The organism is Bacillus sp. FAU18 (assembly GCF_056033885.1).
Genome location: NZ_JBVYHZ010000003.1, coordinates 192,810 through 216,106, shown reverse-complemented (window position 1 = coordinate 216,106; position 23,297 = coordinate 192,810). Strand labels below are relative to the sequence as shown.

At 44.3% G+C, this 23,297-nt stretch carries 27 protein-coding genes; 8 read left to right on the top strand and 19 right to left on the bottom strand.

The genetic code is table 11. The features are described 5' to 3' along the window. Window positions 1-52: 52 nt before the first annotated feature. The 4 genes from ntdP to fabL form a co-directional block, all read right to left on the bottom strand. Window positions 53-583 (bottom strand): nucleoside tri-diphosphate phosphatase, encoded by a 531-nt coding sequence (ntdP, locus tag AC0OMU_RS01275; RefSeq protein ID WP_003223272.1) that lies wholly within the window; start codon window positions 581-583, stop codon window positions 53-55. A 143-nt stretch (window positions 584-726) separates the two neighbouring features. Next, entirely contained in the window at window positions 727-987 is a 261-nt protein-coding gene (locus AC0OMU_RS01270) for a YgaB family protein (RefSeq protein ID WP_175950717.1), read from the bottom strand. 172 nt (window positions 988-1,159) lie between these two features. Then, on the bottom strand, window positions 1,160-1,414 hold the full coding sequence (gene sspE / locus AC0OMU_RS01265; RefSeq protein ID WP_014476214.1) for a gamma type acid-soluble spore protein SspE: 255 nt from the start codon (window positions 1,412-1,414) through the stop codon (window positions 1,160-1,162). Between the two features lie 68 nt (window positions 1,415-1,482). Then, window positions 1,483-2,235: an enoyl-[acyl-carrier-protein] reductase FabL gene (gene fabL, locus AC0OMU_RS01260; RefSeq protein WP_003223262.1), complete on the bottom strand. Its 753-nt coding sequence runs from the start codon at window positions 2,233-2,235 to the stop codon at window positions 1,483-1,485. A gap of 81 nt (window positions 2,236-2,316) precedes the next feature. Here fabL and AC0OMU_RS01255 point away from each other — a divergent pair, with 81 nt between their 5' ends. Then, window positions 2,317-2,541 (top strand): hypothetical protein, encoded by a 225-nt coding sequence (locus AC0OMU_RS01255; RefSeq protein WP_003233542.1) that lies wholly within the window; start codon window positions 2,317-2,319, stop codon window positions 2,539-2,541. 7 nt (window positions 2,542-2,548) lie between these two features. Here the strand turns inward: AC0OMU_RS01255 and mutY are convergent, their stop codons facing one another. Further along, window positions 2,549-3,658: an A/G-specific adenine glycosylase gene (gene mutY, locus AC0OMU_RS01250; protein WP_015482977.1), complete on the bottom strand. Its 1,110-nt coding sequence runs from the start codon at window positions 3,656-3,658 to the stop codon at window positions 2,549-2,551. 215 nt (window positions 3,659-3,873) lie between these two features. Here mutY and AC0OMU_RS01245 point away from each other — a divergent pair, with 215 nt between their 5' ends. Then, on the top strand, window positions 3,874-4,857 hold the full coding sequence (locus AC0OMU_RS01245) for a metal-dependent hydrolase (RefSeq protein WP_014476212.1): 984 nt from the start codon (window positions 3,874-3,876) through the stop codon (window positions 4,855-4,857). Here AC0OMU_RS01245 and AC0OMU_RS01240 read toward each other — a convergent pair. The 6 genes from AC0OMU_RS01240 to AC0OMU_RS01215 all read right to left on the bottom strand — a co-directional run bounded on the left by AC0OMU_RS01240 (window position 4,850) and on the right by AC0OMU_RS01215 (window position 10,923). Continuing rightward, the gene (locus tag AC0OMU_RS01240) at window positions 4,850-7,435 is read right to left on the bottom strand and encodes a YfhO family protein (RefSeq protein ID WP_015383152.1); all 2,586 of its coding nucleotides are present in this window, start codon (window positions 7,433-7,435) and stop codon (window positions 4,850-4,852) included. The two genes, AC0OMU_RS01245 and AC0OMU_RS01240, sit on opposite strands and share 8 nt — an antisense overlap. 70 nt (window positions 7,436-7,505) lie before the next feature. Continuing rightward, window positions 7,506-8,495: a glycosyltransferase family 2 protein gene (locus AC0OMU_RS01235; protein WP_003244113.1), complete on the bottom strand. Its 990-nt coding sequence runs from the start codon at window positions 8,493-8,495 to the stop codon at window positions 7,506-7,508. Window positions 8,496-8,726: 231 nt separating this feature from the next. Further along, window positions 8,727-9,587, bottom strand: a complete 861-nt coding sequence (gene ephM / locus AC0OMU_RS01230; RefSeq protein ID WP_181218624.1) for an epoxide hydrolase EphM — start codon at window positions 9,585-9,587, stop codon at window positions 8,727-8,729. After that, a complete protein-coding gene (spdL, locus tag AC0OMU_RS01225) occupies window positions 9,574-9,906 on the bottom strand; it encodes an SdpC immunity protein SpdL (protein WP_003242803.1) in 333 nt (110 codons plus the stop codon). The genes ephM and spdL overlap by 14 nt, the downstream gene beginning before the upstream one ends. Window positions 9,907-9,990: 84 nt before the next feature. Beyond that, window positions 9,991-10,509: an SH3 domain-containing protein gene (locus AC0OMU_RS01220; protein WP_327844189.1), complete on the bottom strand. Its 519-nt coding sequence runs from the start codon at window positions 10,507-10,509 to the stop codon at window positions 9,991-9,993. 144 nt (window positions 10,510-10,653) lie between these two features. Next, complete coding sequence (locus tag AC0OMU_RS01215; RefSeq protein WP_003243789.1) at window positions 10,654-10,923, bottom strand: YfhJ family protein; 270 nt, start codon at window positions 10,921-10,923, stop codon at window positions 10,654-10,656. Between the two features lie 124 nt (window positions 10,924-11,047). Here AC0OMU_RS01215 and AC0OMU_RS01210 point away from each other — a divergent pair, with 124 nt between their 5' ends. Further along, the gene (locus tag AC0OMU_RS01210; protein WP_003223241.1) at window positions 11,048-11,200 is read left to right on the top strand and encodes a small, acid-soluble spore protein K; all 153 of its coding nucleotides are present in this window, start codon (window positions 11,048-11,050) and stop codon (window positions 11,198-11,200) included. A 31-nt stretch (window positions 11,201-11,231) separates the two neighbouring features. On the opposite strand, the gene AC0OMU_RS01205 is transcribed toward AC0OMU_RS01210, so the two are convergent. From AC0OMU_RS01205 to recX, 3 genes are all read right to left on the bottom strand, one after another. After that, entirely contained in the window at window positions 11,232-12,425 is a 1,194-nt protein-coding gene (locus AC0OMU_RS01205; RefSeq protein WP_015482975.1) for an MFS transporter, read from the bottom strand. A gap of 142 nt (window positions 12,426-12,567) precedes the next feature. Continuing rightward, window positions 12,568-12,882: a YfhH family protein gene (locus tag AC0OMU_RS01200; protein ID WP_015383147.1), complete on the bottom strand. Its 315-nt coding sequence runs from the start codon at window positions 12,880-12,882 to the stop codon at window positions 12,568-12,570. An 8-nt stretch (window positions 12,883-12,890) separates the two neighbouring features. Beyond that, entirely contained in the window at window positions 12,891-13,682 is a 792-nt protein-coding gene (gene recX / locus AC0OMU_RS01195; protein WP_015383146.1) for a recombination regulator RecX, read from the bottom strand. Between the two features lie 88 nt (window positions 13,683-13,770). Here recX and AC0OMU_RS01190 point away from each other — a divergent pair, with 88 nt between their 5' ends. The 3 genes from AC0OMU_RS01190 (at window position 13,771) to AC0OMU_RS01180 (ending at window position 15,105) form a co-directional block, all read left to right on the top strand. Beyond that, window positions 13,771-14,682 carry a TIGR01777 family oxidoreductase gene (locus AC0OMU_RS01190; RefSeq protein WP_038428645.1) on the top strand — a complete coding sequence of 304 codons (912 nt, stop codon included), beginning with the start codon at window positions 13,771-13,773 and terminating at the stop codon, window positions 14,680-14,682. A 54-nt stretch (window positions 14,683-14,736) separates the two neighbouring features. After that, window positions 14,737-14,847, top strand: a complete 111-nt coding sequence (locus tag AC0OMU_RS01185; RefSeq protein ID WP_003223230.1) for a YfhE family protein — start codon at window positions 14,737-14,739, stop codon at window positions 14,845-14,847. Window positions 14,848-14,913: 66 nt separating this feature from the next. Further along, a complete protein-coding gene (locus AC0OMU_RS01180) occupies window positions 14,914-15,105 on the top strand; it encodes a YfhD family protein (protein WP_003233561.1) in 192 nt (63 codons plus the stop codon). Between the two features lie 38 nt (window positions 15,106-15,143). Here AC0OMU_RS01180 and AC0OMU_RS01175 read toward each other — a convergent pair whose 3' ends face one another. The 4 genes from AC0OMU_RS01175 to AC0OMU_RS01160 form a co-directional block, all read right to left on the bottom strand. Beyond that, on the bottom strand, window positions 15,144-15,728 hold the full coding sequence (locus AC0OMU_RS01175) for a nitroreductase family protein (RefSeq protein WP_003243940.1): 585 nt from the start codon (window positions 15,726-15,728) through the stop codon (window positions 15,144-15,146). 87 nt (window positions 15,729-15,815) lie between these two features. Further along, on the bottom strand, window positions 15,816-16,697 hold the full coding sequence (locus AC0OMU_RS01170; protein WP_015383143.1) for a PhzF family phenazine biosynthesis isomerase: 882 nt from the start codon (window positions 16,695-16,697) through the stop codon (window positions 15,816-15,818). Window positions 16,698-16,811: 114 nt separating this feature from the next. Further along, window positions 16,812-17,843 carry a FecCD family ABC transporter permease gene (locus tag AC0OMU_RS01165; RefSeq protein ID WP_003243057.1) on the bottom strand — a complete coding sequence of 344 codons (1,032 nt, stop codon included), beginning with the start codon at window positions 17,841-17,843 and terminating at the stop codon, window positions 16,812-16,814. Next, on the bottom strand, window positions 17,840-18,841 hold the full coding sequence (locus tag AC0OMU_RS01160; RefSeq protein ID WP_003233570.1) for a FecCD family ABC transporter permease: 1,002 nt from the start codon (window positions 18,839-18,841) through the stop codon (window positions 17,840-17,842). Before AC0OMU_RS01160 ends, AC0OMU_RS01165 begins: the two co-directional genes overlap by 4 nt. Before the next feature lie 130 nt (window positions 18,842-18,971). Between AC0OMU_RS01160 and AC0OMU_RS01155 the strand changes: the two genes are divergently transcribed. Next, window positions 18,972-19,949 carry an ABC transporter substrate-binding protein gene (locus AC0OMU_RS01155; protein ID WP_014476203.1) on the top strand — a complete coding sequence of 326 codons (978 nt, stop codon included), beginning with the start codon at window positions 18,972-18,974 and terminating at the stop codon, window positions 19,947-19,949. 18 nt (window positions 19,950-19,967) lie between these two features. On the opposite strand, the gene mprF is transcribed toward AC0OMU_RS01155, so the two are convergent. Then, window positions 19,968-22,538: a bifunctional lysylphosphatidylglycerol flippase/synthetase MprF gene (gene mprF / locus AC0OMU_RS01150; protein ID WP_015482972.1), complete on the bottom strand. Its 2,571-nt coding sequence runs from the start codon at window positions 22,536-22,538 to the stop codon at window positions 19,968-19,970. A gap of 171 nt (window positions 22,539-22,709) precedes the next feature. Here mprF and AC0OMU_RS01145 point away from each other — a divergent pair, with 171 nt between their 5' ends. Then, window positions 22,710-23,192, top strand: coding sequence for a MarR family transcriptional regulator (locus AC0OMU_RS01145; protein WP_014663255.1), 483 nt, complete (start codon window positions 22,710-22,712; stop codon window positions 23,190-23,192). Window positions 23,193-23,297: the final 105 nt, after the last annotated feature.

Here is a 23,297-nt window from a genome sequence, read left to right as displayed (position 1 = left end):
TGAGCCCATGTGAAAAACCTGTTGTACCCCGCAACAGGTTTTTACGTAACCATTATTTTGTATAGCGCAAATACCGTTCATACCACATATCGACAAACTCGGGCGCAAACGGTCCCTGACGCTGGTGAATCCAATGGAGCAGCGTATTTAAGTAGTCTCTTAAAATACTGTCGATTTCTTTTGGATAATTCATGGCTTTCCGATGATCATCATATTCGTCTTCATCGAGAATATTGTAGGTCATGTCAGGAAAAACCTTAACATCTAAGTCATAATCAATATATTTAATTGCTTCGCCATCATAGGCAAACGGAGAACTGATGTTGCAATAATAATGAACCCCGTCTTCCCTCAGCATCCCGATGACATTAAACCATTGTCTTGCGTGAAAATAACAGATTGCGGGCTCTCTGGTTATCCATGTCCGGCCGTCTGATTCGGTTACCATCGTCCGGTCATTGGCTCCGATGACACACATTTCTGTACTTTTTAAGATTGTTGTCTCATTCCAAATTCTATGAATCAGCCCGTTGTGCTTATAGCTGTGAATTTGAATGGTTTCTCCTTCCTTGGGATAGCCCATATTTCTCCCCTACTTTCTATAAAGCCCTACAGTTAGTATGTCCAAATTTGCTTACCGACAACGTCTTTTACCTATTATAACGTTACAAATTGAAAAATGAAAATAAAAGAGCCATTCCGGCCGGGGAATGGCACATTCCTGCACTACACAAAGGAAGACGGCTTTTCTGAGCTGCGATATGAACGAATGACCTGCTCTGTCTGCTTTTGAAACATATCCTGTATATCGGCAAGGTGTTTCCGTTTTACCGCAATTTCAGCCTGTATCCCACACAGCCTTGCATCCCTTTCCAAATGCCGGAGTTCCGCCTCAATTTGTTTGCAGCGGTCGAGCTCTGATTGGAGATCGAGAAGCTTATCCATCGTTTTCATCTGTTCACTTACCAGCTTTTCAAATTCCGTCATCGGTTCCTCCTTCAGCCTGATGAAAGTATAAACATTTCCTCCTTTAATCATTTCGATCTCCATAAAGCAAACCCTTTGACTCATTCTGTAGACCTTCCACAAGTTTTGTCGTTTTTCAAACAGAAAAAAGCACTTCCACCCGAAGATGAAGTGCTTTTTTCTGTTTCAGTGATTAGCTGTTTTGTTGTTTGTTTTGTTCAGCAGATTGGTTTTGCTGTCTTACCTGCTGTACGTCAGTTTCACTAGCGAATTCAGTGCCGAATTGACCTTGTTGTCCAGCTGATTGCTGGTTTTGTTTTCTGACTTGCTGAGCGTTTGTTTCGCTAGCAAATTCAGTGCCAAATTGACCTTGACCAGCAGCTGATTGTTGGTTTTGTTTTCTAACTTGTTGAGCGTTTGTTTTGCTGAAGTTATTTGAGTTAGCCATTGTTATCACCTCCACGGTCATTAGAATGTGCAGGTGATCGTATAGCTATTCCTCTTTTTTAAAAATTTTTAAACCAGCAGTGAGCGTCCGCCGTCAACGATAATTGTCTGTCCGCGGATCATGTCAGCCTTGGAAGACACTAGAAACTCAACAGTATCAACCATGTCTTTAATTTCGACCATGCGTCCCGCCGGCGTGTTTTGGCGCGCATCCTCAAGCAGATCTTCTCTATTCGGGAAGTGTTTCAGCGCATCTGTGTCGATCGCTCCGCCTGAAACAGCATTGACGATAATTTGTTTTGGTGAAAGCTCAACCGCAAGATAACGGGTTAAAGCCTCTAACGCTGCTTTTGATACACCGACCGTGGTGTAGTTTTCAAGATAGCGGATAGAGCCTAATGAACTGATGCTGACAATATGCCCGCCTCCGTTCTTCTCCATTAGCTTTGCAGCTTCCTGAGCGCAGAAAAGCAATGCTTTCGCATTAATGTTCATCGTCCAGTCCCAGTGTGTTTCTTCTAATTCCATGACAGGTCTTAGTACTCCTGAAGCGGCATTATTGACAAAAACATCAAGTCTGCCGAACGTTTCATCAATTTGCTGAAACATTTCTTTGATTTTTGCAGGCTGTCCTACGTTTGCTTTTACGACAAGCACTTTAACGCCAAGTTTTTCGATTTCTTCCGCTGTTTCTAATGCTGCTTTTTTGCTGCGTGCATAGTTAATGACGATGTTATAGCCGTTCTCAGCAAGTCTGATCGCGGCCGCTTTTCCGACACCGCGGCTGCTTCCTGTTACGAGTGCACATTTATTTTGTTCCATTTTTCCTCATCTCCTTGTAGCGTATAGTTCTTTTATTTCCACAAACAATAATGGCAAGAACTTTAAAGGGGGTCTTCTGTTATGTATGTCGGACGTGATATGAGCGAATTGAACATGGTTTCCAAAAAAGATTGGAAGAACAGTGAACTCGCTTATTTTCATCATGCCTTTCAGCAAATTATGCCTTATTTGAACGAAGAAGGCCAATCAAAATACCGGGAATTAACGCAAGAAATTGAAGCGCGCGGCGGAATGAAGCGCAATGAAGCGGACTACAGCCACGGCACGCGCGTCTCTTACGATTAAGAATGGTTTACGGAGCAGCCGAGATAGCGGCTGCTTCTACTGCCATCTTCCAGATTTTTTGATGTGACACCGGGAACGCAAATTGTTCGAGCTCTTCTTTCGTTACTATTTTCAGCTCGCTGGTATCCGACACTTGTTTTACTTTACCGAAAAACACTGAAATATTCCATACCAGGTGGGTGAAAACATGCTCGACTACACCTTGCAGATCACTGATATCAGCTTGTATTCCATATTCGTTTTCTAAGAAAGCAATGAGCTGTTCACGCTCAGTTTTGATCCCTTTTTGTGTTTCAAGATTAGGGAATTCCCACAGGTTGGCGAGCAAACCTTTAGACGGCCGTTTGTGGATATACACTTGTCCGTCTTCATCAGTCAGTACGATCGCAGCCATGGTTTTGATCCCGGGCTTTTTCTTTTTGCTTTTTACCGGAAGCTCCCGTTCAGTGCCTTCTTCAAATGCTGAGCAATGCTGCTGAACCGGGCATAGCAGGCATGAGGGTGATTTTGGCGTACAGATCAAGGCTCCAAGCTCCATCAAGCCCTGATTAAATTCAGATGGTTTTTCTTTGGAAATAAAAGCTCGTATGGCGTCTTCAAAGATCGTTCTTGTTTTTGGTTTGGCAATATCATCCCAAATAGAAAGAATTCTGGACATGACACGCATCACATTTCCGTCAACCGCGGGAATGGGTTTATTGTAGGCAATGCTGAGCACCGCTCCCTTTGTATAAGGGCCGACGCCTTTTAACCCGCCAAAATCTTTCTCGTCTGGAGGGACAATGCCGCCGTATTCCTGTTTCACTTCTTTTACCGCGCTTTGCAGATTTCTGACTCGCGAATAATAGCCGAGCCCTTCCCATGCTTTCAGCACCTTTTCTTCATCAGCATCAGCGAGCGCTTCCACTGTCGGGAATTGTTCCACAAACCGGAGAAAGTAAGGAATCACTGTCTCTACTCTCGTTTGCTGTAGCATCACTTCAGATACCCACACCTTATAAGGATCTTGGTCCTCTCTCCACGGCAAAACGCGCTGCTCTCGTTCAAACCATGAGATTAAATCATCGCGAAATTGCTGTATGTCTTTTTGTTTTAATTTGTCTTCAAGTACGTTCATATGTGTTTCTCCCCAGTCTTTCGCGCCCCGCTTTTCTTTAGACTGTTTTTTGTTGTACACTAAGGGCACAGTACGATAATATGTTACATTAAATAGTAATAAAGAAAAAGCGGAAACATATGAGAACGATTGAATCAGTTTAAAAATTGGGTATATGAAAATGGGGAATTTCTTACAAAGTGAATGTGCAGGATCATCCTGCAAGGAGGTCACCTATGGATACGGGCACACATGTCGTTATGGGCATCGCACTGGGCGGTATTGCGACGCTTGATCCTGTTGTCGGATCAGATCCGGCAATGGCTCACGCTGTTATGATCGCAACGCTTGCGGGCTCTCAGGCTCCGGATATTGATACTGTGTTAAAGCTTAAAAACAATGCTGTTTATATAAGGAATCACAGAGGATTTACCCATTCAATTCCCGCCGTTTTGTTTTGGTCTGTCATCATCCCGGCGATTCTGTATTTATTTTATCCTCAGGCCGATTTTCTGCACCTGTGGCTGTGGACACTGCTGGCAGTCGTTCTGCATGTCTTTGTTGATATATTCAACGCCTATGGAACACAAGCCATTCGTCCGTTTTCGAAAAAATGGGTTGCGCTCGGGCTGATTAATACGTTTGATCCGTTTATTTTTATCAGCCATCTGGCAGCTATTGCGATTTGGTATGCAGGCGGGAGTCCCGGCATCACGTTTCTCAGCTTATATATCATATTGGCAGGCTACTACTTGGTGCGCCTGATCATGCAGCTGAGAATTAAACGGAAGCTTCATGAGATGATTCATGATGAGATCGAAAGCATTATTATTTCTCCAACGATGAAATTCAGGCAATGGCGAATCGCAGTGACGACAGCACATGCTTTCTATGTAGGAAGAAGCATGGAAGGACATGTCGTGATTCTGGATACATTTAATCGGGTGCCTGTTCCTGAAACCGATGTAATGCATGCGGCAAAGCAGGATGATAACATCGCGGCGTTTCTGTCCTTTTCTCCGGTTTACCGGTGGGAAGTGGATACGTTTAAAGATCATTATGAGGTGAGATTTATCGACCTGCGCTATCGGAGCAAAGGCCATTATCCGTTTGTCGCAATTGTTCACATCGGCCATGATCTCACGATTCGTTCGTCCTATACGGGATGGATATTCAGCGAAGAAAAACTTCAGAAAAAATTAAAGCTCGGCTCTATATAGAGCCGGGCTTTTTACGTCTTATATAGAAAACAGCAAGCAGCAGACTGACAAGAGATATGAGCGCCGATATTTTGAAGTATGGCGGATAGTAAGTCAGCTCAATGTGATTGTCTCCCTTTTGCGCCTTGAAGCCTATAAAAGCATAATCCGCTTTTTCGATCTTCTGTGTTTTTCCGTTGATCTTCAGCTCCCAGCCTTTTTCATATGGGATCGGAAGCATGATGTACTGGTCTTTTGACAGATGATATGCAAAGGTCAGTCGATTTTTGTTCCAATTCAGTTTGTCTGCTGTCTCTGTTTTATTTTGCATTACAGCGTTTTTCAGCGTTTGGTAATTTTCTTCATAGAGCGCTATGTTTCTCAGCTCATAGGTTCCTTTCGGAAGATGGATTGAGATATGTCCTGATTTAGGCACTCTTACCGTTATATTATTTACTCCGGTTTTATATATCGATTTGTTCGATTTCCTTGTTGTGACATAATCATTTACCTTTAACGTAAATCCTTTGTCTTTTGCTTTGCTTTTCAAATAAAAGCTGACATAGTAGTCTCCCGGAGCGGATGATGGCTGTTTCGGGGTGATGATCAGCTCTCCTCCGTTTTCTCCAGTTACGGTTAGCAGCCCGTTTTGATACTGGGCTTGTTTTGCGGTAATGTCCGACTTGGTGATCAAATTGGACGGTTTTGGTGTCTGCTCCGTTTTTCCTGATGGATCTTTTAATATGATTCCTTTCAGCATCGCCTGTTCTTTCGCAAGAGCGGGCAATCGGTCCAGCTCACTTTCGCTGTATATGGCATCGGCTGTTTTGACGAATGGAAGCATGTACTGATTCTCATAAACTGCATAATGCTCTGTTTCTAAATGCTTTTTGAAGCCGTACGGGACGCTGGCTTCGTTTGTTTTTTCGGTCATATAATATTTGCCGTAAAGCAGGCTGTATAAATTCGCCCTGTCTCCCAATGACGCGTAACGGCTAACGCTTTCCCTGCCCATATCGATACTTAAATCATTCCAATAGAAGGCCAGCAGATCTTTGTTTAAAATGCTGGAATACGCGCTGAAGCCATTAAACCCGTAAATGATTGGCGTATTATTGCGGACCCCGTTCATCCAGTCGATTCTCATGAGCGGATCATCGTCTTCCTTCTGTAAACGTCTAATGAGCTCAGATGATTCCCGCCCTCTGTATTCCTCACTTGTAAGATATTCTTTTGTCACACTGTCCAAATCGCCGCCTTCTGAGAGTGCGTATTTTTGATAGGAGTTGGCGACAAACAGTGAAGAAAGAATGATTATACCGTACACAGCCATTTTTGCCCGTTTTTTCGCAAAAGCTGCAGCAAACAAGGCTGCGATTGTCATGAGTAAGAGCAATAGAATACTTTCATTCGCAGGCTTCCATATATCGAGCTTATACCTTTGAATATGATACAAGTAAAGAAGCAGGACGACAGCTGCGGCCGGGAGCAGTTCTTTCCGTTTCAAATCAGACAGCTGTGACAAACCAGCCGCAGCTGCTCCCGCAATGGTAAAGGCCAGAACATATTCAAACCGGTTTTGCGGGGCGGAAAAGCCGTTAAAGACGCTTGCCGCATACGGACTGAAATGAAAAAGAATAAACAGCAGGCTCAATCCGGCAAAGAGACGAAACACACGGTTTTTGTAAAAAGAAATAATAAACAAAAACAGCAGAAAAGCGGCCGGCACAATGATGATCCGGCTCGAAAATAAGATATTATCATCGAAATTGAGCCACTCTATTTTCTGGCTGTATGGAGGGCGCAGGTTGTTTAAATAACCGTATACCACCGGCACAAACGCCGCCGCACTGATGCCAAAAGAAATGAAGCCTGAAACCAGAAATAATCTGATTTGAATCCATCTTTTCTCTTCATGTGGTTCCAAACGGATCAGCCATCTGAACAGCACATAGATTCCGATGAATATAAGGTTTATGTATGCAAAGTAAAAATTATTGATTAACGTCAGCGAACACGCAACGATAAACCACGCCGGGCGCCGCTCTCTAATAATTTTTTCTGCGCCAAGCACAAGCAGCGGAAGCCAAACCATTGTATCGGTAAAAAATTCCCAATATGCTTCGTGACGGAAATAAATAATTGAGACGCCGTATAACACAGCTCCCGTGAACGATGCCGCCCTGTGCTTGAGAAGATAATGAAAAACAGAAGCGGACGTAAAGATGATCAAACTCAATTTGAAAATACTGATAAAAACAGCTGACTCAGCCCAAAAAAGCGTATCCGCTTCTCCGATCAGCTGGACGGCTTGAAGCAGCCAAACAGCGGCGGACGCAGCAAGAAAAAGAAAAGACGCGGAAAAATAATAGCCGAGCTGACTGAATGTGCCGCCGCCAAGTCCGAATGAATAATTGTAGAAAAGATTCCCGTTTGTATATTGGTCAAATAATAATTTTTTAAATACGATCATTTGCGCAAGCCCGTCACCCGGACCTGTCATATACCTGCCTTCCGCCCATTCTTTCACAAAAAAAGCGTGTGCCAGAACGGACACCAGCAAACTGGCAGCATAGATCATGATATGTTTTCTTTTCATATGAATTCTCCAGTCTTGCTTTTAAGATAATAGACACGCAAAAAAGCACTGCCAATGGCGTTTGGTATTTTCAGTGCATTTTTGTCAGACGCCGCATGCTTTTTAATTCGTTCGTTTCAGGCAGGTCTTTGTTCGGGATATTCGCTTCTTTGATCAAATAATGCGGGCGTTTTTTTGTTTCATAATAGATTCGGCCGATATATTCGCCTATAATTCCGAGGCTTAACAGCTGTACTCCGCCAAGAAATAACACTGCTGAGATAATGGTAAAATACCCAGGCACAGAAATACCGTTAGTCAGAATTTTAACGAATGTGGCAATGATATAAATGATGGAAAGCAGCAAGATGAAAATGCCTGTATAAAAACATAATCTCAGCGGCTTATGATTAAATGAAACGACGCCGTCCATTCCGTAGTTAAACAGACTGCTGAACGACCATTTGGAGGTGCCGTTTTTTCGTTCGACATTTTCATAAAATACAATTTTCTGATCAAAGCCAATCCAGCAAAAAAGCCCTTTTGAAAAGCGGTTTCCTTCGCTCAGCTTCAAAAGTGCATTCACAGCTTGGCGGCTTAACAATCTGAAGTCACCGACACCGTCACGCAAATCGACTTCCACCGCTTTATTAATGAACTTGTAATACATAGATGATAAGAGTGAGCGGACAAAGCTGTCCCCTTTTCTGTTCCTTTGGGCAATGACTTGGTCATACCCTTCTTCGTAGCCTTTGATAAATTCCTTCAGCAAATATGTCGGATGCTGTAGATCGGCATCCATGACAATAACCGCCTCGCCCTGAACATGCTCAAAGCCCGCCAAAATTGCGGCTTCTTTTCCAAAGTTTCGAGAAAAAGATATATATTTTACCCGGCTGCACGTCGCTGCCAAGTCTTTGATCTGCTGAAGCGTGTCATCAACACTTCCGTCGTTTATGAAGAATATTTCATAGTCATAATGAATGTTTTTAAATTCCTTTTTTAAAGATTCATGAATGAGTTTGACATTATACCCTTCATTGTAAGACGGGATAATAATCGAGATTAATCCTTGCTTCATTAAGGCACCTTCTTTTTATTATTCTTTTTAAGTATTGCCTTAGGGGAGTTTTACACAAATCTTCAGTAAGGCTATTCCTTTTTTTAAAGTCGTTTAAACCTGTTTTTTGTTACAATTTTATGGTGACATTCATGATTTTTAATGTTATTTTGTCATGTTTAAAACAGACTATGAAAAAAACGCACAGAAAAAGTCTGCCATTATGACAGACGGATGGAGAGAAATTTTGGCTTATTGGTTCTTAAGATATTCCAAAATCAGCTGATTGACGATGGCTGGCTTTTCGTGGTTAATCCAATGGGAAGCTTCATCAACAAAGATGAGATGTCCATTCGGGCAATGCCTTTCCGTCTCTTTCGCAAGCTTTCTGCTCAAAAAGCGGTCTTCCATTCCCCAGATCATTCGGTAAGGTACTGTTTCGTAAGAGGGTTTCTCTGCCAAGCTTCCTTTTCTGATGGCTCTGTACCAGTTCAGCATAGCTGTCAGCGCGCCCGGCTGTTTCCACGCTTCTTTGTACCTGCTGACATCCTCGGATGTAAAAAGCGCGGGACGGTCGGATAATCCAATCGCTTTATCTAATGTTTCATAATCATTTTCCCTTAGTGATGCCTCCGGTATATCGGGGAGCTGGAAGTATGCGATATACGAGCTTTTCAGCCATTGCGGCGGATAAAGCGGCGTTACGGTTTTCATGACGTGCGGGTGCGGAATATTGATCGCGATCAGTTTTTCAAGATATTCCGGGCGTGTGGAAGCCAAATGCCATGCAACAGCCCCTCCCCAGTCATGCCCGATGACAATTGCTTTTTCATCAGTGAATTGCGTAATAAGCCCGATGATATCATCACTTAATGTATCAATCCGATACGAATCAATTCCTTCCGGTTTGTCACTGAGATTGTAGCCCCGCTGATCAGGAGCAATGACCCGGTAACCCGCATCAACAAGCGGTTTGATTTGATTTTTCCAGCCGTACCAAAACTCAGGAAATCCATGGAGCAGGACAATTAACGGGCCGTTTTCCGGTCCTGCGGCTGCAACGTGGAGCGTGATTCCGTTCGTATTGACAAACTGGCATTTAACTCCGTCCACTTCTATCTCCTCCTTGACTGTGCGTCATGATTTTCAGCCTTTTCTCCGTCAGCATAAATGTTATGACACAGGCGGCAATCAGCAGGATAAGCTGAAGAATAAACAAGTTTGATCCCAGCAGCAAACCCATTCCCGCAATCACCAAGCCTGACAGGATCATTAATGATGCACTGTAACGGTTCGCTTCATTCCATAATCTTTGATCTGACATTGAGCGTCTCGTTCTGTATCCGTACACACTGTTGATCGATTTGGGAGGAAACAGTTTGATCAGTATGCCCGCAATGATCATAAGCCCTCCGCCGACTAAACCCGTCATATCATCATCTCCTTTCTCATTGTTACGTGCAGAAAGAAGAAATGTTTCATGCATAGGCAAAAAGACAAGCCTCGGCCTGCCTTTTTATCGCATTTGTAAATCCTTTGTGTGAATATAGCCTTTAACTCCGCCATAATCCACGAACGCCCAAGTGAAGTCAAATCCGCCGTTTTCACTGAATCCCCACCCAAGTATTGTCACCTCTGTTCCAGATGAGAGCTGTTTAGCTTTTCCATTTTCGGGCGTCGGTGCATAGAAGGCTGTCTGATTCATTGTTTTCGCTTGGCTTGCGGTTTTCATTAAAAAGTGGGTTGAAATATACGCTTTTTTTCCTTTGAAATGAATTTGAGCCCAATCGGCATTTACAAATCCATAGACTTTTACTTTTTGTTCTGATGATACAGTGCCGAGAATGTCACCTTTATGATTTGGCTCAGTCCGGACATTCAGCTTTCCTGTTTTTATGATGTAAGAATCGGATGATGGCATGCTGACAGATATGTCGTGAAGGGGCGCAGCTTTTGCTGCGGGAGCGGAATGAAGTGCTGTCAAACCCAGTCCTGCGGCAGCTGTTAAAGCGAGCATTACTTGTTTCTTTTTCATATAAAGCTCCTCCTCGCATTTTGACAAGATATTAGTGGTATTCCCTGATTGACAGGCTGGTGAAACATGTTTTGTTTATGATTTCTTCCTTTTAAGGTAATTTTAAGAAAATGAAAAAACCTGCCGGTCGTTAACGGCAGGTTTTTAGTGCAAAAGGCCTCTGCTTTGATTTAAGTAATCATTCACGTCGTTACGGGAGCTTTGAAAAAGGTGGAGCTGGCCGCCATAGTTTTCAATCCATTGTGTGACGATTTTTTCAGTCATTTTTTCACCTTGATAGGCGTGTCCGGCTTTTGCATAGGTTGCTTCGAAATCGCTCCATAACAATTCCACCCACGTTTTTGCCTGTATATAGCTGATCATCTCGTTCTTTTCCAGAAGCAGATTAGTCAGTTTCTCAATGTACATATTCATGTGTGCAGTCTCCTTTCTTCAGGAAAAAAATAACGCTTTATTACGTGGTGTTCTCCATATACTAACCTTACGTCTTCATCTTGAAAGACGCAACTTTTTGATCTCGAACCTAGGGGGATATGACATGGTCCGAAATAAAGAAAAAGGATTTCCTTACGAAAACGAAAACAAATTTCAGGGTGAACCGAGAGCAAAGGACGACTATGCTTCAAAGCGTGCTGACGGATCTATCAATCAGCATCCTCAAGAAAGAATGAGAGCCTCAGGCAAACGGTAAAGAAGAACAGCTGCATACACTGCAGCTGTTTTTACCCTTTATTGACTTGATATTCGTAGACGCTTTTCTTTTCTGATAAGTGTGCGAAGGTAGAAAGCACAAGTCCGCATGCAGTCATAAGCGCACCTCCTGCAAACAGCCAGGAATAAGAGCCTGTTCCGTTTAAAATCATTCCCCCGATCCATGCACCAAGGGCATTGGCAAGGTTAAATGCTGATACGCTGACAGCTGCGGCAATGGTTGTGCCGCCCTCAGATGAGGAAATGACCTTTGTTTGCAGAAGAGGCGGCGTGCCGAATGCGCATGCCCCGAATAGGAACGTTGCCACAATGGCTGCAGCCGGGTAAATGGTGATGTAAGGAAATACAGCCAGAACACCGATTAAACCGATCATTACGCCGATCATCGTCCGAGTCAGCAAAGGCAGCGGTACTTTTCCCGCAAAGAAATTCCCGGCAACGCCTCCCAATCCATACGCAAAGAGAGCACCTGTAATGCCAACCGTGCTGAATCCGGCTGAATGCCTCAAAATGGGTTCGATAAAGGTGTAGGCGATAAAGACACCGGAATAGCCTAAAATGGTAATCGCGAAGGAAAACAGCACTTGTTTGTGTTTAAAAACCCCCCACTCATTCATAAGCATTGGGATCACCTTTGGTTTTCTGTTCGGCACTGCAGCCATAAGGCCTAAAAATCCGATGACACCAAGTGCCGTAATGATGGAAAACACCGCTCTCCAATTCAGGACATCTCCAAGATAAGAGCCGAATGGAACACCAAGCATTAGAGCCACTGTCAGTCCGCCGTTCATTGAAGCAGCAGCTGCAGCACGCTTTTCCGGCGGAACCATTTCACTTGCGAATACCATGGCAATCGCGAAGAAAGCGCCGTGTATGGATGCAGATAAAATTCTTGAAATGGCCAATACCGTAAAATTCGGCGCCAGTGCGCTCATCAGGTTTGAAAGGATAAATATCGCCATCAGCCCAAGAAGCACAGGCTTTCTCGGAAGCTTGACGGAAATGATGGTGACGAGCGGTCCTGTCAAACAAACGCTTGCCGCATAAGCCGTGACAAGAAGCCCTGCTGATGAAACTTGTATTTGAAAGTCATTGGCAATCGACGTCAAAATACCCATCACCGCGTATTCTGTATAGCCGATTGAAAATGTACAAATCATAAGAACAAATATAATAAATTTTACAGATGGGTTTTTGATACTCAACGTCATCGCCTCCTTTGATTTTAAAAAACAACGAGTTTCATCTTAAAAGATTTTTCAAGTGAATTCAATGATTTTTTCTTTAAGAAGTCATGTAAATGTGCTGCAAACAAAAAGAGGCTGATCATCAGCCTCCTGTTACGCTTTATTCTTTTTCTTTCAATACTGAGATTGGCAGCGCTTCCTCTTGCTGAGGGGAAGAGGTCCTGTATCCCCATGCGAAAACGCCATTTAAATAACTGATAGTAAACTGGTCCTCAGTGTCCTCTATACGATATGTTTCTCCCGGTGAGTAATCTTCCGGGTTCAGCAAATATGCTTTTGCCATCGTAATTTTCCGTTCGAGCACTGCCAGTTCGTTTATGATTCCATGCTGTTCGGCTTTTCTTGCTTTTTCAGAAAGTAATGCGATTTCGGTATTGAGTTCGTGCGGTGTCATTTGACTGTATCGTTTCTCCATTTTTTCAGCTACTCCTCTTCCTGCAGAAATTGCTCGATTAAATCGAGTGAGAATCCTTTGCGGAATAAAAATTGTTTGACCTTCATGGCGCTTTCATATGAGCCGTCGTAGCGGTATTTTCTAAACGCTTTTTCCGCGTGAAGGCGCAGCGCTTCTTTCTCTGTGTCTTCATCATTTTCATATTCAATCTGATCCATCGCCGCGCTGATAACATCAAATGAGAAGCCCTTGCGCTGAAGCTGCAGCTGGGCGCGCTGTTTGAGTTCTTTCGTCGAAAGCTTTTTATCTTTTTTGAGAAGCTTTTCAACATGCTTGACCGCTTCCCTCGTCTGATCTTCAAAGGAAAAGGAACTTAGCGCCTCCTTAATTGTATCGTCATCAATTCCCTTCGCCCTTAGCTCTCTGAACAAAACATCAGGGCCTTTTCCGTTTGTTTTTTTGTGAGTGCTGACATAGGCTGCGGCAAATTCCTGGTCGTTTAAGTACTTGTAATCGTTAAGCCTATGGATGACTTCCGCAATGACGGGGGGCGAGGTTTCTTTTTTCTTTAAGTGCTCCTCGACCTCTTTCGTCGACCGCATTCGATAGGATAAAAAGTCAAGCGCACGGTTGAAGCCTTTCTTCACTTCATCGCCGTATTGAATCTCAATGATGTCAAGATCATCGAGTTCTTTTCCCTTCTTGAGCTCAAATTTCACGAGCACATCCGCGTCCACGCTGAAGGCGTATTTATCATCCAGAAAAATATTGAAGCGTTCCGTATTCTTTTTTTGCGTTGATATTTTTGTAATAAACGGCATCTTAATCTCCCTTCTCTGGCCTGAAACGCGTTTTCTTTTATTACAATGAGGTAAAGTATATTTATTAGAACGATGAGGAGAGATGTTCATGAATATCGCAATGACGGGCGGAACCGGTTTTCTCGGCCAGCATCTGACAGGCGTTCTTATCCGCCAGGGACACCATGTTTATATTTTATCAAGAAACGCAAGGGAAACTGAACAAAAAAATATGACATATGTCCAATGGCTGACGGAAGGAGCCGCCCCGGAGCAGGAACTTCCTCATATTGATGTCTGGATAAACCTTGCGGGAAAATCGATTTTTGGCCGCTGGACAGAAAAAACGAAGCAGCACATTCTCTCCAGCCGTATCAATGCGACGCGTGAAGTGCAGCGGCTTATTCAGAAACAGAAGGAGAAGCCGAAGACATTGATCCAAGCCAGTGCCGTGGGTATTTACGGCACAAGCCTAGAGAAAACTTTCACAGAGGATTCTGCAACGTCAGATGAGGATTTTCTCAGCCATACTGCACACCTGTGGGAAAAGGAAGGACAGCATATTGAAGCGATGGGCATCAGGACGGTTTATGCAAGATTTGGCGTGATGCTTGGAGAAAAAGGCGCTCTACCGCTTATGGTTCTCCCCTATAAGTTTCTGGCCGGCGGAACGATCGGAACGGGAAGGCAGTGGCTGTCATGGATTCATGTCGAGGATGCGGCCCAGATGATCCGATATGCGGTGGAAAACGCCGGCATCTCAGGCCCAATGAATGTCACCGCGCCCAATCCTGTGGACATGAAGCAATTCGGAAAAGCGATTGCACGGGTGAAGCACCGCCCGCACTGGCTCCCCGTCCCGGAATTCTTTTTATCAAAAGCATTGGGTGAAATGAGTCTTTTGATTGTGAAAGGACAGCGCGCTCTTCCTAAAAAAGCGATAACCTCTGGATTTCGTTTTACATATTCGGATCTTGAATTTGCACTCTCACAGCTGATAGCGGACCGAAAGACTGTATAAAAACAGCAGGAAGCGTCAAACTTAAGAATAACATGGTTGAAGGAGGTCCTTTTTATGGAAAAAAAGAGGGAGAAGCATCAGCAAGGCGCCAACCTGAAAAAAATGCAGGAAGTTCTTTATTCAGGCGAATTTAAAAAAGCGGAAAAAGCTGCTAAGCGGAAGTAGGAATACATAGCCCCTTAAAACCAAATACTATATTTGTTTGATATCACTTTTTAGGGGGAATTTGATATGGGCAGAAATCATATCCACAAAAACCGTGATAAAAACAAACAAAAGCTTCCACAAGTTCCCGATGCATTAAAAAGGGAAACTGACGGCGTTTACGAAGAATATTCAACCGAGCTTGCTGATGCAGATGACCGCGAAGCGCAAGAGCGTGCGAAAGCAGCCGACAACAGAGCGAAAAAGAAATCTCGTTAATGAAAAACCCCTTGTCTCCGTTTGAGACAAGGGGCTTTTTACATTTCAGTGAACCGGTCGCGGATCGGTGTGCGTTTTTTCACTTCCGGCGCCTCGTCAGGATAACCTGTTTGTATGATGGCGGCGAAACGCTCATTATCCTGCAAACCAAAGGCCTGATGGACTTCTTTGTCATAAAGGATTTTTCCGCTTTTCCAAACCATGCCGATTCCTTTTTCCCAAGCAAGAAGCTGAAGATTTTGAATCAACGAGCTTGTTGCCGCAAAATCGTCGTCCCGCGCTCTTTCGTTTTCATCTTCCTGAAACACGACGAGGAGAAATCCCGGAACGCGCCCAAGTGTGTTTTTGAAATTTTGAAGCTTTTCCTCTGTCATATCCGGCTTGGATTTCTTAGAGAACGCTGCAAATGTATTGATGAGGTTCGCTTTACCTGTCTCACTGGAAACGTAAATAAATCTCCATGGCTCTGTCACTCTGTGATTTGGCGCATATTTTGCCGTTTCAAGCATGTCAAGAATGACTGCTGAAGGTACTGGCTCTTGTTTAAACTTTCGAATCGATCTTCTGCTGCGTATGATGTCCCGCAGTACTGAATGCTGATGTATTTGTTCGGTTTGAGGCATACCGTCTCACCTTCCTATGCAATTGAAAATGATTATCATTTCATAATGATAACGGAAAGTGCATCTTTTTGTAAACCATCATCCGTATTAGATTTTAAGAATACGGGTTTCTGAGTAAACGGCTGTTCCTGTCATGTTCACTTTCACATGGCCGCCGGCTTCGTTCATTTTGATCTCCACTTTTCCGTCTTTTCCAATTTCCTGCCCTTGTTCAATGATAAATTTATACTGCTTGGCATTGCCATATTGTTTCATATAAGCCCCCATCACGCCGGATGCTGTGCCAGTCACGGGGTCTTCAATCGTTCCCGAATACGGGGATGAAAAGTGGCGTCCGTGCAGGTCGCTGTCGGGATGGACGGTTTCAAAGGTAAACGGATGGACTGAAGCTTTTGGCAGATCAACTAACACTTCCGGAAATTGTTTGTTATCTGGCACCATTTTTTTGGAAGCCTCCAATGATTTAAGCGGAACGATGGCTGTCCATATGCCAGTGCTGCCAAACACAATCGGAAGGTCTTCATGAAAATCCTCTTCGGTGATACCCAGTGCGTCCGCAAGTTTTTTCCGATCGCCTGTAAATGGTTTGAATTGCGGAGAGGCCTGTTCAAGCGTGATATGAATACGGCCATCTTTTTCAGAAATCTTCACAGGCAGGATACCCGCTTTCGTTTGGATGCTGTACGTTTTACCGCTCTCCAGCATTCCTTTCTCACATAATGCGTAAAGAGAAGCAACTGTCGCATGACCGCACAAATTCATTTCGTGTCCAGGTGTAAAGTAACGGAGTTCAAGATCGGCCGACTCGCTTTTTCGGATAAAGGAAGTTTCTGAATACCCGGCACGCTCAGCTATGATCTGCATCTCGTCTTCCGTATAATCGTCTCCCTGCAAAACGACGCCTGCAGGGTTTCCTTTGCCGGGACTGCTTGTAAATGCTTCATATTTTAATACCTCTGCTTCTTTCATTCATCTGCCGCCCTTTCTTTATCAATGTCTCTGTCAGTATAGCAAAAATAATTACGAATCTTCAGTCATTATCAAAAAAACCCATTTTCTTTTTTAAGAAAATGGGTGTAACGATCAAGAATTTCTTGTTTTATAGAGCAAATAAATAAAATAAGGTGCGCCGATAGCCGCTGTAAAGACGCCGGCCGGCACTTCCACCGGGGCAAATAAGGTTCTGCCGACGATATCAGCTGTTAAAACGAGCAGAGCTCCAATAAGTGCCGACGCTGGGAGCAGGGCGCCATAAGATGAGCCGACAAGCCGTCTTGCAATATGGGGCGCCATCAGCCCGACAAAACCGATTGTGCCGGCAACTGAAACTGCACAACCAGTAAGAGCCGTACTCAAAAGGAGCAAGAAAAAACGATTTCGCTGCACAGCGCTTCCTGCACCCGCCGCAATATCTTCACCCAGCACCTGTATATTCATATTTTTTAGCGCGACAAAACAAATGAATAAGAGAATGACAGATAAGATAATAGCTATTTTTACATGCTGCCAGTTTGACCCATAAACTGACCCAGTGATATATACATTGGCTTGTGATGCCCGGTAAATCGGACCTTTGATCATCAGCAGGGTAGTCATCGCCTGCGCCGACATTGAAAATCCGATTCCGATAAGCACCAGCCGAAATGTGGAGGCGCCATTTTTGTATGCCAGTAAATAGACGATGAGCCCGACAGCCGATGCGCCGATAAATGCTGCTGCTGGAAGCCATGACAGACTGATCGTAAGTGAACTGCTGCGGTCTGAGAAGAACATCATTAAAAGCACGACCGCTACTGCCGCTCCTCCTGTTATTCCGATAATATCCGGAGATGCGAGAGGGTTTCTGACGAGCCCCTGCAATATCGCGCCTGCCGCTGCCAAGCAGACACCGGCGCATAAAGCCGTCAAAATTCTTGGCATGCGGAACGACATGATCATCAGTTCATCCAGCTTGGAACCTGCACCAAAGAATGTTTTTGCTACATCCCAGGGAGGAATAAACCTTTGTCCGAGACCAGCGCTTATGATGAGTACAGCAGCTGTTAACCCCAGTAAAACCAAAAAGACGATCCATGCTTTCTTTTCAGCCGCAGTAACGCCAAAACGAAGTTTCATAGCTTCGCCCCCCTTCTTGCTATGTACACAAACACAGGCATTCCGATGATGGCGGTCATGACCCCGACAGGAACTTCCTGAGGCATAATGATATATCGCGCACCGATATCCGCGCAAACAAGCAAAATGGCACCCAAAACAGCGGAAAATGGCAGAACCCAGCGATAATCATTACCAACGACAAAGCGGGCAAAATGCGGAATAATGATGCCGATAAAAGAAATCGGCCCGGCAATGGCGACAGCGGACCCTGCAAGCATGACAACACAAAGCGCCATCACAAATTTTAACAGGCCTGTTTTTTGGCCGAGTCCTTTTGCCACATCTTCTCCCATAACGAGGAGATTAATTTTTTGGCCGAGAAAGAAGCAGATTACCAGCGCTGCCGCTGCATATGGAAACATCGTCATCAACAGATCCAGACTCCGGCCCTGCACAGAGCCAGTCAGCCAAAAAAGCACCTGGGCAAGCTCGAGTTCGTTGACAGACAGCAAGCCCTGTGTCAGAGAAGAAAACATGGCTGCCATGGCAGCTCCCGCCAGCGTCAGTTTGATTGGCGTCAGCCCTTCCCTCCCAAGCGAGCCTGCTGCATAGACGATCGCGGCGGTAAATGCTGCCCCCAGAAACGAGCTCCATACTAATGCCTGAGGTGACTGAATATGCAGAAAAAACGATCCGGCAACAATAAAAAAACCTGCACCGGCGTTAATCCCGAAAATCCCCGGTGACGCAAGCGGATTTTTTGTGAGCGCCTGCATGAGAGCGCCTGCGGCTGCAAGCGAGGCGCCGACGACTGTCGCAACCAAAGCGCGCGGAAGCCTGACATCCTTGATGATGACATGCTCATTTGTTCCGTTGAAGGAAGTAAACGCCTGATAGACCTGTCTCCATGACGTACCTGTATAGCCATACACGACGCTTGCGCAGACAGCCGCCAGTAAAATGAAAATCAGACATACTAACACAATCCATTTTGAAGATGCCTTTTTGCAGATCATGATCTAATTCTCCTAGTTATTCACTATGTAATGTTTGTTTTTGAGAATAATCCTCAATTAGGGATTGACACTCTTAACACTGCTTATTATGATCTAAATGATAATGAATTTCAATATTGGGAGGAAAAAGATGAAAAAGCATATCAGCATGCTATTCGTATTTTTAATGGCCGTTATGGTACTTTCTGCCTGTAATAGTTCAGAAAGTTCAAGCAACAGCGAGGGGTCAAGCAGCAAAACAAGAACGGTCAAACATGCAATGGGGACATCAGACAACATCCCCGCCAATCCAAAACGGATTGTTGTTTTAACTAATGAAGGAACAGAGGCGCTCTTAGCGCTTGGCATTAAGCCGGTCGGAGCCGTAAAGTCATGGAAGGGCGACCCGTGGTATGACTATCTGAAAGATGACATGAAAGGTGTTAAAAACGTCGGTCTTGAAACGGAACCGAATGTGGAAGCCATCGCAGAATTAAAGCCTGATTTGATTATTGGAAACAAAGTGCGCCAGGAAAAAATTTATGATCAGTTAAATGCGATTGCGCCGACTGTTTTCGCTGAATCTTTGGCCGGGAACTGGAAGGATAACCTGACTCTATACGCCAACGCGGTGAATAAGGCGGATAAAGGCAAGGAAGTCATTGCCGATTTTGATAAACGCGTTTCTGATTTAAAAAACAAGCTGGGCGACCAGACTAACAAAACAGTTTCAGTCGTACGCTTTTTATCCGGTGAATCAAGAATCTATTATACCGATTCATTCTCAGGGATTATTTTAGACCAGCTTGGCTTCAAACGCCCTGAAAAACAAGTAGAACTGTTCAAGAAACAAAAGGACCAATTTACGTTCTCAACCGACAGTAAAGAATCTATTCCTGATATGGATGCTGATGTGCTGTTTTATTTCACTTATAAAGCCGATAATGCAAAGGAAAATGAAAAATGGGCCAATCAGTGGACAAGCAGTTCACTATGGAAAAACCTAAAGGCCGTGAAATCAGGTAATGCACATGAAGTCGATGACGTCGTGTGGACAACCGCAGGCGGAATTAAAGCCGCAAACTACCTGCTTGATGATATTGAAACCTACTTCTTAAAAACGAAATAAAAAAAAGACTCCGTCTTATTAGACGGAGTCTTTTTTGCTTTTGCCAATCAGACGTGTAACGAGGAACATGGTGACAGAAAGAGATCTGTTTTTCCGATACGCCAAGTATTTCCCTCGCCACTCCGGTTTGTATTTTTCTTTAAAGGCTCTTAGGCCGCTGAAGCTGTACATGTATCTGACATTATTAAAAATGACAGCAGCAAACCTTTCGGACCAGAAGGATGTAAAGGCAGTGCCGACATTGGCCAAGGGTGCCATCCCCATATTAAATGACGTGCAGCCCTCTTCCTTTGCCCATAAAAACATACGGATAAACAATGCGTCCATAATGCCATTTGGAGCGTCGCCGCGATAGCGCATCAGATCAACCGATATCTCTCCTTCCTGGTACATCGGCATGACATTTGCGAATGCAACGATCTCTCCTTCTGCATTTTTCATATAGGCGATCGGCGCTTTCTGTAAATAGGAAGGATCAAAAAATCCGAGCGAGAATCCCTTCTCTTTTTTCGAGCCGAGCCATTCGTCTGAGATTTGCTTCAGCTCCTCCAAAAACGCATCAGAAAATGGGGGATGATCCACATGGAAAGTATACTCCTCCCGCTCAAAGCGGTTATTGATTGCCCGAAGGCCGGCTTTTTTCTTCCCAGTCAAGGTAAATGTATTTAAATCTACATATGCTTCCTCGCCAAGTTTAAAGAAGTTGTAGCCAAAATCGTGATACAGCGCCATGTCCTCTCGTTCAATTTGATAGAACAAAACACTGAATCCCTTCTGATGCGCTTCGTTCAGAAATTCTTCCAGCACGAGCGGGAATGATTCTCTTTGGCCAGACGGATCGCCGAGCACGACCAGCCTTCTGGCGATTTTCCCAAACAGAAGCAGTGCATTCCCATCACTAGAAAAATAAAACCGCTTATCTCCAAGAAAACCAAGATGGCTCAGCGCGTTGCCGCCTTTTTCATTGAGAAACGCAGTAAGACGCTCAGGGTCAGCTTTCTCTCCGATCGGTTTCGTTCTCTTATGATAGACCACTGTAAATATCAAGAAGAACAGCGGCACAATAATGATCGCCATGATGGTTGCATGTGTAATATGCGAGGTGCTGTGGACGAAATATTCGTGACGCAGCACCTTCTTCATCCGGTCCCAAATAAAGCCCGCGATCAGATTGTAGTTAAAGAGCGCCACAGTAAACAGCGCCACAGCGAATATCAATTGTCCCAGTGTATAGGATGCCTGTTCGCGGACAAATTGTTTTTTCAATAGCACAAGCAATACGATAATCATCGGCAGTACGAATATCGCGCTGATGTTAAGCCCTTTTAAAAAGCTGAACACAAAGCCGCCGACAAGCGCTGTAATGGCCATCGTATAGGAACGTTTTGTCCGTTTATAAAGCTCGATCGGCAAAATCAGCAGAATGAGCGCTGAGCTTAAGGACAGACCGTTGAACAGCAAAAGCGCCGGGCGCGGAATGTGCGGTATAACCGTCAGCCTGTCAATCGGCAAGGAAACTGAGGCCAGGACAATCAGACCTGCTACGAACACAATAAGGGAAAGCGAGCCTTGCAAAATTCTCACTAATACCGCACGCTGAACAACAAGCAGAACGTTTGTCGTCTCAATTGCCGGTGCGATGCGCGGGTTCGTTTCGAGCCGCTTCATTGTATTTTCCGTCAGGTCGCCTGCGGCAAAGAACAGTCCTAAGATAAATGGGATAAATGAATAGGCGAGCCTGTACAACACAATAGAAGTAACGATGGCCTCCTGATGATAGCCAAGCTGCTCCATCCCCAGCAAAAATAAAAGGTCAAACGAGCCGAAGCCGCCCGGCACGAGGCTGATCATTCCTCCGATCGCCGCAATGACGAACACCCCGAACACATACCTGATATCTGCATGAATGCCCATAGCGAACAAAGCAAAATAGATGACGGTCCCGGCCATGAGCCATTCAACAACTGAAGCTCCAATATATGCGAAAATCGGATTTTTCACTTTATCCGCATTCTCTTCGTCCCCAGCTTTGCGGTCTTTTATTTTGGACACCGCCAAAGACAGCGGCAATATCAGCGCAAAACCGATAACGACCGCCCATAGCCAAGGCTTTTCATGAATCACTTCATCCACTGGCAGCACTCTCGCAGCGACGAAAATGCTGAAAACAGATAATCCGAGCAGCATAGATGATGTGAGCCAAGCGATTCCTTTCACGAGTGCCTTATGGTCTTTCGTATGCTCCTTATAGAACATCATTCTTAACCCGACTCCGGCTAAACCGCCGAATCCCAGCACATTATTAAATGAGTTGGCGATCCAGGAAACCCTGAATACTTTTCCATTTGTGATCGATAGGCGCAGTGAGTATTTCAGGACGTAATCATACAGCGACATGGCCGCAACAGCCAGCAAGCCAATCAACACAAGCATGAATAAGTCCGTTCGTTCCAGTCCGTTGATGACCATGAGCGTACGTTTGAATGACAGATTTGTCAGTTCTTTTTTCGATTGATAAATAACAAATAGCAAAACAGCAATAGGAAAAACGATTTTTAATATTGATATAGCATTCTTTTTAATCAGCAATGGTCTCTCCAATCATATTCTAGTTCGATCCTCTCCCCCAATAATCTCCAACTCATTATACACTACCGTTATTTTTCGAACAAAGTCCCGCATGCGGTTTCTGCTCACTTTCTTTCAGGAGTGAAAATCGAGTAATATGGTAAGAGGAGTGAATGATGAGGAAGTGATGAAATGGAATATAATTTACACGATACAACAGTATTAAACGAAAACATTCTTTCATCGGAGGAACGGGAAATATGGGTGCTCTATATGAAAGTCTTAACTTCCGCCGGGCTCGGTGATGTGTCCGAGTGGATGAAGCTGGATATGAGCATGCCGCAAATGAAGGTGCTGATGCTATTAAACAACCATGGAACATTAAAAGTGAGCGACATTGCTGAAAAAATGGGGGCTTCCCTGTCCAATACAACTGGGCTGCTTGACCGGCTTGAAAAATCAGGATTTGTCAAACGCTCACATTCTGAAGAGGACCGCCGCTCTGTAGTTGTTCAGTTGACAGAGAATGCGAAAAATATTTTCCGGGGTTTGTATGAAAAAGGCCACCTGAAATTGAAGCGTTCATTAGAGCTGCTGTCCCCTGAAGAAAAACAGGCTGTTTCCGAAGGGCTGTCTATCCTTTCAAGAGCATTAGAGAAAGCAAAAAAAGAATAAATCTGTAAGTCTGTCATCCGCAAACTGCGGGAGCAGGCTTTTTTTATTTGACATTTAGTTCATTCAAAATGAATAATATACTTTGAGTGAACAAAAAGGGGGTTG

Bases quoted from the DNA above. Each gene is read 5' to 3' on its own strand.
- ntdP (WP_003223272.1), bottom strand. From the start codon at position 583: ATGGGCTATCCCAAGGAAGGAGAAACCATTCAAATTCACAGCTATAAG.
- AC0OMU_RS01270 (WP_175950717.1), bottom strand. From the start codon at position 987: ATGACGGAATTTGAAAAGCTGGTAAGTGAACAGATGAAAACGATGGAT.
- sspE (WP_014476214.1), bottom strand. From the start codon at position 1,414: ATGGCTAACTCAAATAACTTCAGCAAAACAAACGCTCAACAAGTTAGA.
- fabL (WP_003223262.1), bottom strand. From the start codon at position 2,235: ATGGAACAAAATAAATGTGCACTCGTAACAGGAAGCAGCCGCGGTGTC.
- AC0OMU_RS01255 (WP_003233542.1), top strand. From the start codon at position 2,317: ATGTATGTCGGACGTGATATGAGCGAATTGAACATGGTTTCCAAAAAA.
- mutY (WP_015482977.1), bottom strand. From the start codon at position 3,658: ATGAACGTACTTGAAGACAAATTAAAACAAAAAGACATACAGCAATTT.
- AC0OMU_RS01245 (WP_014476212.1), top strand. From the start codon at position 3,874: ATGGATACGGGCACACATGTCGTTATGGGCATCGCACTGGGCGGTATT.
- AC0OMU_RS01240 (WP_015383152.1), bottom strand. From the start codon at position 7,435: ATGAAAAGAAAACATATCATGATCTATGCTGCCAGTTTGCTGGTGTCC.
- AC0OMU_RS01235 (WP_003244113.1), bottom strand. From the start codon at position 8,495: ATGAAGCAAGGATTAATCTCGATTATTATCCCGTCTTACAATGAAGGG.
- spdL (WP_003242803.1), bottom strand. From the start codon at position 9,906: ATGACGGGTTTAGTCGGCGGAGGGCTTATGATCATTGCGGGCATACTG.
- AC0OMU_RS01220 (WP_327844189.1), bottom strand. From the start codon at position 10,509: ATGAAAAAGAAACAAGTAATGCTCGCTTTAACAGCTGCCGCAGGACTG.
- AC0OMU_RS01215 (WP_003243789.1), bottom strand. From the start codon at position 10,923: ATGAATATGTACATTGAGAAACTGACTAATCTGCTTCTGGAAAAGAAC.
- AC0OMU_RS01210 (WP_003223241.1), top strand. From the start codon at position 11,048: ATGGTCCGAAATAAAGAAAAAGGATTTCCTTACGAAAACGAAAACAAA.
- AC0OMU_RS01200 (WP_015383147.1), bottom strand. From the start codon at position 12,882: ATGGAGAAACGATACAGTCAAATGACACCGCACGAACTCAATACCGAA.
- recX (WP_015383146.1), bottom strand. From the start codon at position 13,682: ATGCCGTTTATTACAAAAATATCAACGCAAAAAAAGAATACGGAACGC.
- AC0OMU_RS01190 (WP_038428645.1), top strand. From the start codon at position 13,771: ATGAATATCGCAATGACGGGCGGAACCGGTTTTCTCGGCCAGCATCTG.
- AC0OMU_RS01185 (WP_003223230.1), top strand. From the start codon at position 14,737: ATGGAAAAAAAGAGGGAGAAGCATCAGCAAGGCGCCAACCTGAAAAAA.
- AC0OMU_RS01180 (WP_003233561.1), top strand. From the start codon at position 14,914: ATGGGCAGAAATCATATCCACAAAAACCGTGATAAAAACAAACAAAAG.
- AC0OMU_RS01175 (WP_003243940.1), bottom strand. From the start codon at position 15,728: ATGCCTCAAACCGAACAAATACATCAGCATTCAGTACTGCGGGACATC.
- AC0OMU_RS01170 (WP_015383143.1), bottom strand. From the start codon at position 16,697: ATGAAAGAAGCAGAGGTATTAAAATATGAAGCATTTACAAGCAGTCCC.
- AC0OMU_RS01165 (WP_003243057.1), bottom strand. From the start codon at position 17,843: ATGAAACTTCGTTTTGGCGTTACTGCGGCTGAAAAGAAAGCATGGATC.
- AC0OMU_RS01160 (WP_003233570.1), bottom strand. From the start codon at position 18,841: ATGATCTGCAAAAAGGCATCTTCAAAATGGATTGTGTTAGTATGTCTG.
- AC0OMU_RS01155 (WP_014476203.1), top strand. From the start codon at position 18,972: ATGAAAAAGCATATCAGCATGCTATTCGTATTTTTAATGGCCGTTATG.
- AC0OMU_RS01145 (WP_014663255.1), top strand. From the start codon at position 22,710: ATGGAATATAATTTACACGATACAACAGTATTAAACGAAAACATTCTT.